Source organism: Sphingobium sp. (genome assembly GCF_033795625.1).
Lineage (GTDB): Bacteria > Pseudomonadota > Alphaproteobacteria > Sphingomonadales > Sphingomonadaceae > Sphingobium.
On sequence record NZ_JARYGI010000061.1, the window covers coordinates 1 to 12,629 of the forward strand.

The window sequence follows — 12,629 nt, forward strand, 5'->3', positions numbered from 1 at the left end:
TGCTTGATCATCTCGTCGGTCTCCTGTTGCGAGCTCTAATCGCTCAGGTGACCGGCGCAAAACCGTTACAAGTCCACTCAAGTGGGTGGCCATCTTCGCGCCGCTGGCTTTCGTGCTGTTCTTCTCATTCCGCGTTGAGCAGATGACGACAGCACAGGCACGCGCGGCTTTCTATGCCTTCGCCGCCGTAATGGGCATGTCGATGGCGAGCATTTTCCTCGTCTTCACTGGCGCCAGCATCGCACTGGCGTTCGTCAGCGCGGCGGCGGTGTTCGCTGCCATGAGCCTGTGGGGCTACACGACCCATGTTGACCTTTCTCGCTGGACCACATTTCTGATGGCCGGGTTAGTTGGCGTGCTGTTTGCCAGCCTCGTCAACCTGTTCGTCGGTTCCACGACGCTCCAGCTCATCTTCTCGATTGGCGGCGTGCTTGTGTTCACGGGGCTAACCGCCTGGGACACCCAGCGCCTGAAGAGCGAGTACCTGGCTTATGCCGGGTCTGAGCGGGCGGACAAGCTGGCGGTGATGGGCGCCCTGTCCCTGTACCTCAACCTCATCAACCTGTTCCAGCTGCTGCTAAGCCTGTTCGGGCAGCGCGAGGAATGACCAGAGAGGTTAGCAGATGGCACTTGAAGCAACTTCGATCCGTAAAACCGGTGTGGGCAGCGATGCCCGCACCGGCTATTCGCTGCTCAGCCGCAACTGGGGATGGCTCGTGCTGCGCGGCGTTCTTGCACTGAGCCCATCATGTCGTCGAAAACGCGAGCGCCATTGCCGTTGGCCTTGGCGCTCGGCAAATAGAGGCCGAATTCCTCGGCAGCGATCCGGTACCGACATCGCCGTACTGCGCATTCCTGCACGTGGGCTCAAGCAGCTTGCACTTGGTAATTCCGACCTGACGCGGGTGGGCGAATATGTCGTCGCTATCGGCAATCCGTTCGAGGTAGGCCAGACGGTCACCGCGGGCATCATCAGTGGGTTGCGCGCGACCTCCAAAGGCGGCCCGCGTTACCTGCAAACCGACGCACCAATAAATCCCGGTAATTCGGGCGGGCCGTTGATCAACATGCGCGGCGAGGCTGTCGGAGTGAACAGCGCCATCATCGCCCTTGGCGGCGGCAATGTCGGCATTGGGCTAGCGGTGCTTTCTCGCGTGGTGCGCTCGGTGGTTGAACGCATATCCGGGAAGCCTCTGCCAAAGTAGAGTTACTCAGGTGCCTCATTAGAACGCCGCAACATCACGACGGGCTTGAATGTGGTGAGGAATAGGCACCGTGCAATCACACTTGCCGGATTTCAAAGTCCAATTTGAGCGATGGGGAATCGTATCAGAATCTCTAGACCGCGCTCCCGCCAAACGCGGTCGAGCGTTCCGCGAAGGGTGGTGACGCTCGCCCGCTCAAGCCAACTTCCAAAGCCTTCCGACACAGGCGCGGCAACGTCGCGCAAAGGCCCGTCGGCTTCTTGCCACCGGATTTCGGCCATATCGTTTAGCGCTCGAATCTCGACCGTCAGTCGCCCGTCCATCGATGCGAGTGCACCATATTTGGCAGCGTTGGTGGCCAGTTCATGGAAGAGGAGACCCAGGGTCGGCACCGCCTGATGGCCAACCAGCACCGAATCGCCTCGACAACTATCCGCAAGCCATCGTCGTCGTCATAGGGAGTGAGTACCTCCTCGATGAGCGCCGGCAGGGTCGTACCCGTCCCGCGCGCCCCGTCCTCGTAGAGATCGGGAAGCGCCAGCGCTAGCACCCGGGAAAGCGCATGGAGGCGCGCGGTCAGGTCCTCCGCCAGTTCGTCGGTACTTCGCGTAACACGGGCGCTGACCGCCACCAAGCTCGTCGCCAATGTGAACAGATTCTTGATCCGGTGATTCATCTCCCGGATGATGAGGTCCTGGCGTGACGCAGCCTGCTTCGCAGCGGAAATGTCACGGGCGATCTTGGACGCACCCAAGACGTTGCCGGCCTCATCCATGATTGGCGACACGGTAAGCGCAATCTCCACGGGAGTGCCGTCTTTATGACGGCGGACCGTTTCGAACTGCTCGACCCGCGCACCGGCACGGAGTTGGCGGATGATTGCCTCTTCTTCGTGAAGGCGGTCTTCAGGGATAATGACAGTGATCGGCTGTCCGGTAGCTTCGTCGGCGGTATAGCCGAACAGCCTCTCGGCACCGGCGTTCCAGCTCATGATGATCCCATCGAGCGTCTTGGAAAGAATCGCATCGCTGCTGTTCTCAACGATCGCGGCGAGCCAGGCACCGGCTTCCAACGCTTGGCGTTGGCGGTGGGCTTCCGTAGCTCCGCTGCGCCCAGGATTTCCGGGTGCGTCCTTTAGTAGCTCGTTTCCATTGTATAACAAATTCCGGCGGTTGTTATCAGAGACCCATGAAGCCGACGCCGTACAGACCAAGAGTACCGCGTGTAGCGGTTATAGACCAGTGATCGGGGGTCCGGTGATAATCGGACCCCTTTTCCCCTCACCGTCGCGCCCAGGTCCGGCCCCATCGCCGGCGGTCGAAATCTCCCCTAAATCGAGAGAGCAGGCTACAGCGCCCGTGGGCGGCAGCGTTGGGAAGTTCACAGCTCCCTTCGCTAATCCTGCCGTCCAAAGGAGGTGTATTCGATTTGACAGCATATGAAGCCGTGCAATTGACGATCGCAGCGTTCGCGCTTGTGGTCGCAATTGTGAAGCTGGGTCAGCGTAAGAGCTGATCTGACGGGGTGGGGATCTTCACAGGGTTCCCGCCCCATCTTTTCTCTTCGAAAAGTTTGAGCCCGCCGCGTTCACAGCGCGACGGGCTCAGGTAGGTGCATCGACCGACGCCGATGAAGCCGATCCCTATATAGCCCCTTTCCCATTAACATCCAATAGCCGCCAGCATGTCGCCGATCGCACGCCGCCTGTAGGCATTCAGCCAGCGCCGGCGTCGATGCTCGGCCGCGTCATGGATCATATGGCAGCGCTGACAGAGCGCGGCCAGGTTGCGCGGCGCGTTGTCGGTCGGATCGTGGTTCAGGTGCGCGCAGGCAATATAGACCCGCGTTGAGCGTACGAACGCGACGACGTTATCCCCCGGCGAGCGGACGCGCCGGCCTTTCCCGTCACGCCAGCAACGGCGATCGGCGTCCCACCAACGACCGTCGCCCAGGTGGCAGACGGTCGCCCATGCGGACGACCGCAGCCCTCGCAGCGCCCCCCAGCGCGGCCGAACCGGACCAGCGCCGACAGCTCGGGCCAGTCGATCGGATAGAGCCAGCGGTGTTCGGGCGCGATCGGCATGGAGCCAGAATCTAGCTTAGCGTCGGTAAAGAGACTGTGCAGTAGACACCGCTCGGATCATACACAATTTTAGTTACCCCTCCATAACCACGCAAAATCCGGGAGATTAACTTACTTCCGAATCCCACCTTTTTGGGTGATCTAACTTCCGGACCACCACGTTCTCGCCAAACCAACTCTAGCGCGGGGGGATTATTCAAAGATACTTCCCAGTCTACCTCGATCACTCCATCGGCAATAGAAAGTGCTCCGTATTTTGCAGCATTGGTGGCAAGTTCATGAAAGATCAAAGCGAGGTCCAAAGCGAGCTTACCCTCGATCTGGACGTCCGGGCCTACCAACGTGATACGACCGCCCTGATCCTGGAACGGGGCCAGTTCCGAAAGCAATAGCGCGCGGAGGCACGCATTGTTCTGCGTTCCGCAGATCAGCGCATCATTCGTGCGCGAGATTGCGGAAAATCGGCCTACCAGTGTTGATTCGAAATCTGGCACTGAGACCGCACCTCGCGCCGTCATCGACACCACTGAGTTAACGACTGCCATCGTATTGCGAAGTCGATGCGCGACCTCCCCGGCGACCAACTGGCGCTTTTGATCGGCGGTTTGCCGTTCAGTAACGTCTCGCACCGCGGCAGTGAAAATTGGTTGTCCGGCGACCATGTGGCTCGACAGCGTTGCCTCTATTGCGAACTCGCGTCCAGTCTTGTGCATCCCCATGACTTCGCGGCCCACACCCATCGAACGATGTGTCGACGCAGCAGCCGAGACAAAGCCGACGATTTCGGTTCGATGCCGGTCTTGGAAGCGCCTCGGGATAAGCACCTCAATGGGTTGTCCCAATACCTCTGCCGACACATAGCCGAGAGTTCCTCGGCAGCTCGATTGAATAGGATAACGACGCCCTGTTGATCGATACTGACGACCCCATCACCAATCAGAGACAGTATCTCTTCAACGTCCAGACTGATCGCTGATCGCGACAACGGTTTTCTCCCCAGCGGCCGATGCCGCCCGGCACCACAACGATCTCGCTATTGGCCTACACTAACGGAACGCCACACGAGACTGAATACGTCGGCATCGGGCCGCGCTTCGGCTTGTCGCTTTAGCGATATTCGCGGGGAAGGGCCTTGACCCTGACACGGTGTCAGACCCTACATGCCTTCGGTCGAAGGAGACTCGCGCCATGAACCAACCTCATTCCCATCCCCATGCCGGAGGCTGCGGGTGCTCGACAAAGCCTGCGGTCGAACCGGCTGCTGCGCCCTCATCCTGGTGCTCGGGCATTACAGCGCCCGACGATGCGGCCAAGGTGACGGACCCGGTGTGCGGGATGACGGTCGGTGCGGCGACTTCGGCGCACCATGCAGAGTATGCGGGGCGCGCCTATCATTTTTGCAGCGCCCGATGCCGGTCTAAGTTCGTCGCCAACCCTGACGCATATCTCAGCGACAAGCTGAAGCCCGCCGATAGCAACGCCGGGGGCGATGTGGACGTGCCCCATGCACCCGCAAATCCGCCAGGAAGGGCCGGGGACCTGCCCGATCTGTGGCATGGCGCTCGAACCGGAAGATCCTTCGCTCGACAACGCCCCCAATCCCGAACTGGTTAATTTCACGCGCCGTCTCTGGGTTGCGGGCGCGCTCACGATTCCGCTGCTCGTCGTTTCTATGTTCACTGAAATGTTTGGGCTGCACATCGTCAGTCCTGCGGCCTCGCCGTGGGTCCAGCTCGCGCTTACCGCGCCGATCGTGCTGTGGGCGGGCTGGCCGTTTTTCGAGCGGGGGTGGGCCTCGATCCGCACCCGCCACCTCAATATGTTCACGCTGATCGCGATCGGCGTCGGCGCCGCCTTCCTCTACAGCGTGGTCGCAACGCTCGCGCCGGGCATCTTCCCCCCGACGTTCCGAATGCACGGGGCTATGGTCCCGGTCTATTATGAGGCAGCCGGCGTCGTGGTGGCGCTGGTGTTGCTCGGGCAAGTGCTCGAACTGCGCGCCAGGGCGGCGACAGGGCGCGCGATCCGCGCCCTGATGGATCTCGCCCCCAAGATGGCGCGCCGCCTGCGACATGACGGCTCTGAGGAAGAGGTCGGCCTTGCCGATGTGGCCGCCGGCGATCGGCTCCGGGTTCGTCCCGGCGAAGCCATCCCGGTTGACGGCGTGGTGGTCGACGGCCGCTCGTCGGTCGATGAATCCATGCTCACCGGCGAACCTGCGCCGGTCCTCCAGGAAGTCGAGGCAGCCGTCACCGGGGGCACCATCAACGGCACGGGTAGCCTGGTCATGGAAGCCCGCGCGGTCGGCTCGGATACGATGCTGGCGCGGATCGTCCGCATGGTCGCGGAAGCGCAGCGCAGCCGCGCTCCGATTCAGGCGGTCGCCGATCGGGTGTCGGGATGGTTCGTGCCGCTGGTCGTGCTGATATCGGTGGTGACGTTCGTGGTATGGTCGCTGGTCGGCCCTGAGCCGCGCATGGGCCATGCCCTGCTTAACGCCATCGCCGTGCTGGTAATCGCCTGCCCGTGCGCGCTCGGGCTCGCCACGCCCATGTCGATCATGGTCGGCACGGGACGCGGCGCGCAGGCTGGCGTGCTGGTAAAGAACGCGGAAGCCTTACAGGGGCTTGAAAAGGTCGATACGCTCGTGATCGATAAAACGGGCACGCTTACGGAAGGCAAGCCTAAGCTGATCGCGGTCGGAACTGTCGGCGCGATCGGAGAGAACGACATGCTCGCGCTTGCCGCAGTGGTCGAAGGGCAATCCGAACACCCGCTCGCTCACGCGATTGTCGTCGCCGCCAAGGAGCGGGGATTACTGCTCGGCACGGTCTCGGACTTCGCCTCGCAAACCGGCCTGGGTGTCAGCGCAACGGTCAACGGCCGCTCGGTCGTGATCGGCAATGCCGCGCAAATGCGCCGGATCGGTGTCGATCCCAAGCCGCTCGATGCCGCGGCCGATCGTCATCGTGGCGAAGGGGCGGGAGTCATCCTGGTCGCGATCGAGGGGGCGCTCGCGGGACTGCTCGCGGTCGCCGATCCCGTGCGCGCCTCGGCCCGCGACGCTATTGCCGCCCTTCGCAAAGAGGGTCTGCGCGTCGTTATGCTTACGGGCGACAATCGGGGGACGGCCGATGCGGTCGCGCGTGCCGTTGGGGGACTCGATGATGTGCGCGCCGATCTGCGGCCCGAAGACAAGGCGCGCATCATCGGCGAGTTGAAAGCCAGCGGTGCCAAGGTCGCGATGGCCGGCGACGGCATCAATGACGCCCCGGCGCTCGCCGCAGCCGACGTGGGCCTTGCAATGGGGACGGGAACGGACGTGGCGATCGAAAGCGCGGGCATAACGCTTACGCGCGGCGATCTGTCGGCGATCGTGCGGGCGCGCAAGCTCGCCCATGCGACGATGCGGAATATCCGCCAGAACCTGTTCTTCTCGTTTCTGTTCAATGGAATCGGCGTGCCGGTCGCGGCCGGGGTGCTCTACCCTGTGGCCGGCATTCTGCTGTCGCCGATGCTGGCCGGTGCGGCGATGGCGCTCTCGTCGTTCACCGTGGTGCTGAACGCCCTGCGGCTTAACGCGGTGAAGCTGTGAACATCGGGCGGCGTCTCACAGCGCATGATCCGCCATTACGAGAAGATCGGCCTCGTGCCCGCGCCCCCGGCGGAGCGGGAACTACCGGGATTATTCGGACGCGGACGTTCATCGCCTGCGGTTCATCGCCAACGCGCGCGACCTTGGGTTTCCGATCGAGGAAATCCGCACACTGCTCGGCCTTTGGTCCGATCGGGAACGGTCGAGCGCTGAAGTGAAGGCGCTCGCGGAAGGCAGGGCGGCCGAGCTCGGCCGCAAGGCACGCGCCCTGGAGGCGATGCGAAGCTCGCTGCTACAGCTCGCGGGTGCCTGTCATGGGGATGATCGGCCGGACTGCGCGATAATTGAACGCCTGGCGGGTTGAAGGCCACTTGGTCGATCAGGTGGCGTCACCGATCGGACAACGCGCGAGCAACCCATCATCAGGTGAGTCGCGATGGTCGATCCACCACTTCGCGTCAGCAACGGCCGCCAGCCGGTCGGTGCCCTCGTGCCCACGTCGGCAAAATGCGGCAATGCGTTCGACGCGGATCGTCTCCGCCCATGCGACCTGTTTGGGGGTTCCTTGAAGACCGACAAAGGTCAGCTCGGCGACGATAGCCGTGTCCGCCGTCGCCTGTGCCTCCTCAGCCACCTTCCGGCTCGCGTCATAGCACGGCTTGTACTTCTGCCGTGCGGAGCGGGCGGCTCGGCGACCGGGGTCGGCCGCGAACATCCCATAGATCGAGTGGGTCTGTTCGTGCCCACAACTGTGCATGATCCGGCGTTCCATAAGCTGATCCTGCCACCGCGCGCGAGCCCGATGAGTCGAGCTGAGTCGGCTGTGCGCCGACTCGTGCCGCATACTGACCTGGTTGGGGACCTTTGAGGAGCGCAGCTTAGCCGATCACCACGCCTTTCCAGTTCCGTCGAGGACGGGGCTTCGAATGCTTCTCCACCACGCCCCGATCCAATAATGGGGTGTCCGTGTGCTCTATCAGTCGCTTCAATCGAAGGCGGCCGCGCCACAGGCGGCTTTTGAAGGTGCCCGCCGGAATACCCAGCCTCGCCGACGCTTCCTCGATAGAGAGCCCTTGGGCAGCAAACAGGATCGCGACCCGCTGTTCGGGGATCAGCTCGCCAATCGCCCATTTGACGTCGCGCAAGTCGACCGCTGCGCCTTGCCCCTCGGCGACGCCTAAAACCCGGTCGAACGCATCTTCGGAAAGGTCGGCATGGAAGCGGGCGCGGCGACGCCCCGAAAGAAAGCTGTTCCGCATCACGGTCCGCATCCACGCGCCCAGATTCGTGTCGGGTACGAACGAACGGCGGGCTGCCCAGCACCGGAGCATGGTGTCTTGCAACAGGTCGTCCGCGTCAGCACCGGCGCCGCCGGTGAGGCGGCGGGCATAGCCGCTGAGCGACGCAGCCTGCTCGATCAGCCCAGCCCCAAAGCTGTCGTCCAACAAGCCGTCGATGCGCTCCGACTGTTGGCCGAGTGGGCGGAAGCCCGTTTGACGGTGCTTGAACGCGTTCACCGGACGATCGCCAGTCCGACCCGCAGGCGGGTCATGCGGCGCTTATAGTCGAGCAGGTTCTCGCCATATCCGGTGAAGGCCTGGCCGAAGAGGTAGAAATTCAGGTTTCCGCCGATCAGCCGATCGATCGGGTAGGATATGTCGGCATCGATCGCGCCTTTGCCAGACCCGAAATTGAACCGGGTATTGGTCGTGATCCGAAGCCCGTCGTCCTCGCCGATTTCTGCAAACAGGCCCGTATTGCCGCGGTAGCGCTTGATGTCCGGGTTGTCGCTGAGGCTCCCGGCGTAGAGCCAGAGACGCGGACCGACGGTGAGGCGGTAGCTCCCCAAGGCAACCGAGGCGACCGGCTGCACATAGAGCGTGTTGAGGCTTCGGGACCCGGCACCCGATCGCCCGTTGGAGTCATGCCGGAAGCCGCCTTGGCCACCGAGCGAGACGCCGCTCCCGATGCCTATGGTTGGAGCGAGGTAGAACATCTCGGGCATGAAGTCGATGTTGCGGAAAGGAGACGACTTGGCCCCCAGATCCCAGAACATGCGCTGGGTGTAGGCGAAGTGGATCCCCTGCTCCCAGGATTGCCGCCGGTCCGGCGAGGCCGGCGGGCCGAATAGCTGATATTTGAAGCTGATCTGCAGCCGGGCGTCGCTGTTCGTACCGGGACCGTAGACGGCATAGATCGGCGCATACGCGGAAAGATTGGGGAGGAAGGCATTGCCGGCCGCAACGTCATTGGTCGCAAGGTGCGTCTGCGGGACAGACGTGTCCCGGCGAGGGGTCGTGGGACCGGCGCCTCCGTCCGCCCGCGCCAGCGGCGAAGCGGACACGCTCCCCCCTACCGCAAACGCAACGCGCTGTGCGCTCCATCCGGGTACGGCCAGCACTGCCTCTCCAGCGGCTGTATGCGGTGGCAGGTACAGGGTGTAACGTGCCCTGGTGAAGCCACCGGCAGGCACGCTCACGGAAGCCGGCGTCTGCGGCGCCCGCTCAAGGCTGATATTGCTAGTGCTGCCGTTGAGCGTGAGCTCGGCGCCGAGCTGCGGCGGCAGGGCCATGGTTTCGGGGGCGGAGTCGCTGTTGAGCAGGCGAAGCTCGATGGAGGCGGCGCCGGAGGCATCCGGCTCTGCCACGGCACTGATCACAAGCTCAATCTGCGATGTTGTCGTAACCGCTGCCGCGGGGACCGGTCCCGCCGCCAACCCGAGAGCGATGCACACAGCGCCACCATATCTAATCATCGGTCGAGCCCCTGCGCAGCATGACATTCGAAAATTGGCTGTCGTTCCTGTGCTATGGTGGCGAGATCGACGATAGAGAGCTTCATTGGAGCAACCCCTTCGATCTCATCGCGGCGGGCACCCGGCTGCGCACTTAGAAGGTGTAGGCAACGGAAATGAAGCCGCTCGGCTGCCAGCGGCGCTCGTTCAGCGGGCCGTGCGCGGCGTCGCCGAGCAGCCGGGTGACGCCGCCTGTCGCGCCAAGGCTCCAATGGGAATCGAGGCGATAGCTGGCGGTGATGAGGCCCGATACGTCCTTGAAGCCGCTTCCGGCACTATAGAAGGGCAGGCCGGAGGCGATGGCTTCGCCCGCGTCGAATTCGAAATAGCGATTCATATGCTTGCCGTTCGCCCAACTTGTGCCGATCGTCGGGATCACCGTCATCCGGTCCGAGACGGGTAGGTCGAAAGAGAGGCTGGCATCCGCCACCGCGCCCCGGGTGCCCCCGGCCACGGCCTTTGTGGCGCCGACCGTGAAAGATAGCTTGTCAAGTTTGCGGTTCGCGAAGAGCCGGCCACCGGCCGTGGTCGAGACGCGCCGGATGCTATCGGGGACATCACGCCGCCTGTACCAGGTGCGCTTTATGACGTTGCGCGAGCATAGCCGCATGGCGACCGATATGTTCGCCCGCCGGCGTGGCGTCGAGGAAGACCGCGATATCTCTCCAGACGGGCATCAACGGTTACGGCCCCCCGGTTCACGGTTGTCCTCGATCAGTACAGAGGGCTGCTGACCGATTTGCAGACCAAAGCTTCGCAGCGCTTCAAGATATGGATCGGCAAGCGGCAGTGGGCTTGATTGAGCAGTCCATCGGCGACAGTTCTGATAGAGTCGCGCTGTCCAGGTTGATCCGGGGCGGAACGGCGCATGGCCAGCGGCCGCATCTTTCATGCCGATCCAGATCGCGCTCCGTTCCAACCAGGTGAGCGAAGCACCCTCATATCCCTCCGCGCCACATAACTGCGCTGGCCAGCTTATGTGCTGATGGCATTCGACGAGGCGAGCTACTCCTGCTGCACTACATTCCGGCTGCGCATCGAGCCGGATGTCCTTTGATCCAGCGATTGCAGAAATCCCGCCAGCCGATCGCCGCGCTCCTGGGGGCTTGGGCGCATTTCGGGAGCTATTGACTGGCGGGTCGGCAGACGGGAACCGGGCGCAGGATTCGCCGGGCTCTCCGCCTCCCAAGGGAAAAATGGTGTCGAAGCGGTCCGGAGCGGCTTTGTGCCGCTTATCCGGGGCATTGGAGAATGGCAGAAGAAGGCCTTTCTCCAATGCGCGATCCTCTCTCATGTATGTCGGAATGAGCCCTCAGTCCTTTTTTAATGGGCTAGGCTTTATAGGAACGCCAGTCAAGACTGTCTCACCGCAGGCCGCCACCAAGCGCGCGGTAAAGTTCGACGGCATTAGCCTTGCGAACAAGGCGCGTGGCCAGCAGGCTCCGTTCGGCACTGTAAAATTGACGCTGAGAGTCCAGCGTGGTCAGGAACGGGTCGATGCCTGAACGAAAGCGCGCTTCGGACAGCCGGTATGCGCCGGCCGCCGCCGTGCGCAGCGACGTCTGCGCTTCGAGCTGCGCATCGATCGTAGCGCGCCGGGCGAGTGCGTCGGCCACTTCGCGGAACCCGCTCTGGATCGCGCGCTCATATTGCGCCAGCATCGCGGTCCGCGTCGCTTCGGCATAACGAAGATTGCCGCGGTTTCTGCCGAAATCGAAGATCGGGAACGATGCGGAGGGCGCGACGGACCAATAGTCGCTACACTTGCCGAACAGGTTCGAGAGGCCGGAGCTGATTGTTCGGAAGGCGGCCGTTAGCGAAATGCGGGGGAAGAAGGCGGCGCGCGCCGCACCGATATTGGCGTTGGCGGCACGCAGCTGATGCTCAGTGGCCGCGACGTCGGGACGCCTCAGCAGCACTTCTGACGACAGCCCACTCGGGAGATTGCCGATCGTGGCGCCGCTGGAGCCCCGCCCTCCGGGGAGCAGATCGGCGGCGACGGTCGTGTCCGCAAGAAGATTGGCCACAGCCCGTAAGCACCAGGGCAAAAGCCACCGCCAACCAGATCGCGGTTGTTTTTGGATGCCGCATGGACCACCATATCTGCGACGTTAACATACCGGAATGAGGGCTCATTCCGGTATGCGGCACTGCAGCAGGTTGGATATGAGAACAAGCAAAATATTTGGAGAGGGCGTTTAAAGATGGCCAAGAAGTCGCAGGAGCAGTTGCCACGACAGAGGATCATCAAGGCGGCCCGCAAGCTGTTCGACGCCAAGGGGTTTCACGCGACGACCACAGCTGAACTCGCCACCGAGGCGGCGGTCAGCATCGGCCAGATCTATCGATTGTTCGAAAACAAGGACGACGTCATCATCGCTCTTGTCGAAGAGAATACGCAGGCGCGCATTGCAAAGATGCACGCGATTTTCAGCGCGGTGGAACAGGACGGGCATTCGGTATTCGAGGCAATCAAGGCGATTGCGAAAGACTCGATCATCAAGAGTGACGGCGGCCTTTCCTTCGAGATTCTTGCAGAAGCCTGTCGCAATGCTTCCGTCGCAGACCGACTGAACGCGCTTGTCGTCTGTTATCGCGATGGCGTTCGCCGTCTCGCCGCACTCACCCGACCTGATGCAACGGCGGGTGAACTGGAAGCCTACGTCGAGATCATGATGGCGTGCTTCTTCGGCCTTGGTCATCGCACGCTGATTGCGCCGGCGAGCGACGTGGATAAGATAAGCCACGAAACGGCATGCCTGCTGATGCGCGCATTGGGCGCACCGGATCAGCCGGCCCCACCTCCGAGTTGAGAGAAATTCGATAACGAGGAATCTTTGGGAAAAGACGCAAAAAGCCGACCCGCGAAATAAAGGGGGCACCTCTATCAACCTCGCGTTCTGACGCCTGTTTGGCAGCGGAGGGCTGATGAAGCGCTGCCTTTGCCAGTTT

Annotated in this window: 8 protein-coding genes and 4 pseudogenes; 5 read left to right on the plus strand and 7 right to left on the minus strand. The window is 62.6% G+C overall.

Translation table 11 applies throughout. The features are described from left to right. Window positions 1-70: 70 nt before the first annotated feature. Window positions 71-607 (plus strand): annotated as a pseudogene (locus QHC67_RS18000) (Bax inhibitor-1/YccA family protein); the annotation flags it as partial. 16 nt (window positions 608-623) lie between these two features. Then, window positions 624-1,205, plus strand: coding sequence for a S1C family serine protease (locus QHC67_RS18005; RefSeq protein WP_319296424.1), 582 nt, complete (start codon window positions 624-626; stop codon window positions 1,203-1,205). Between the two features lie 307 nt (window positions 1,206-1,512). Here QHC67_RS18005 and QHC67_RS18010 read toward each other — a convergent pair whose 3' ends face one another. After that, entirely contained in the window at window positions 1,513-2,277 is a 765-nt protein-coding gene (locus QHC67_RS18010; RefSeq protein ID WP_319296426.1) for a PAS domain S-box protein, read from the minus strand. 1,022 nt (window positions 2,278-3,299) lie between these two features. Beyond that, the gene (locus QHC67_RS18015) at window positions 3,300-4,145 is read right to left on the minus strand and encodes a sensor histidine kinase (protein ID WP_319296428.1); all 846 of its coding nucleotides are present in this window, start codon (window positions 4,143-4,145) and stop codon (window positions 3,300-3,302) included. 331 nt (window positions 4,146-4,476) lie between these two features. On the opposite strand from QHC67_RS18015, the pseudogene QHC67_RS18020 reads away from it, so the two are divergent. Then, window positions 4,477-6,883 (plus strand): annotated as a pseudogene (locus QHC67_RS18020) (heavy metal translocating P-type ATPase). A gap of 24 nt (window positions 6,884-6,907) precedes the next feature. After that, window positions 6,908-7,247, plus strand: a pseudogene (locus tag QHC67_RS18025) (MerR family DNA-binding protein). Window positions 7,248-7,262: 15 nt separating this feature from the next. Here the strand turns inward: QHC67_RS18025 and QHC67_RS18030 are convergent. The 5 genes and pseudogenes from QHC67_RS18030 to QHC67_RS18050 form a co-directional block, all read right to left on the minus strand. After that, on the minus strand, window positions 7,263-7,655 hold the full coding sequence (locus QHC67_RS18030; RefSeq protein ID WP_319296430.1) for a hypothetical protein: 393 nt from the start codon (window positions 7,653-7,655) through the stop codon (window positions 7,263-7,265). 106 nt (window positions 7,656-7,761) lie between these two features. Beyond that, window positions 7,762-8,400, minus strand: a complete 639-nt coding sequence (locus tag QHC67_RS18035; protein WP_319296432.1) for an RNA polymerase sigma factor — start codon at window positions 8,398-8,400, stop codon at window positions 7,762-7,764. After that, window positions 8,397-9,638: a phospholipase A gene (locus tag QHC67_RS18040; protein ID WP_319296434.1), complete on the minus strand. Its 1,242-nt coding sequence runs from the start codon at window positions 9,636-9,638 to the stop codon at window positions 8,397-8,399. Before QHC67_RS18040 ends, QHC67_RS18035 begins: the two co-directional genes overlap by 4 nt. A gap of 133 nt (window positions 9,639-9,771) precedes the next feature. Further along, window positions 9,772-10,287 (minus strand): MipA/OmpV family protein, encoded by a 516-nt coding sequence (locus tag QHC67_RS18045; protein WP_413818572.1) that lies wholly within the window; start codon window positions 10,285-10,287, stop codon window positions 9,772-9,774. A 754-nt stretch (window positions 10,288-11,041) separates the two neighbouring features. After that, window positions 11,042-11,698, minus strand: a pseudogene (locus tag QHC67_RS18050) (TolC family protein); the annotation flags it as partial. Window positions 11,699-11,749: 51 nt separating this feature from the next. Between QHC67_RS18050 and QHC67_RS18055 the strand changes: the two are divergent. Continuing rightward, window positions 11,750-12,490, plus strand: a complete 741-nt coding sequence (locus QHC67_RS18055) for a TetR/AcrR family transcriptional regulator (RefSeq protein WP_319296435.1) — start codon at window positions 11,750-11,752, stop codon at window positions 12,488-12,490. Window positions 12,491-12,629 lie beyond the last annotated feature (139 nt).

Coding starts and splice junctions, on each gene's coding strand:
- QHC67_RS18005 (WP_319296424.1), top strand. CDS start 624: ATGGCACTTGAAGCAACTTCGATCCGTAAAACCGGTGTGGGCAGCGAT.
- QHC67_RS18030 (WP_319296430.1), bottom strand. CDS start 7,655: ATGGAACGCCGGATCATGCACAGTTGTGGGCACGAACAGACCCACTCG.
- QHC67_RS18040 (WP_319296434.1), bottom strand. CDS start 9,638: ATGATTAGATATGGTGGCGCTGTGTGCATCGCTCTCGGGTTGGCGGCG.
- QHC67_RS18045 (WP_413818572.1), bottom strand. CDS start 10,287: ATGCGGCTATGCTCGCGCAACGTCATAAAGCGCACCTGGTACAGGCGG.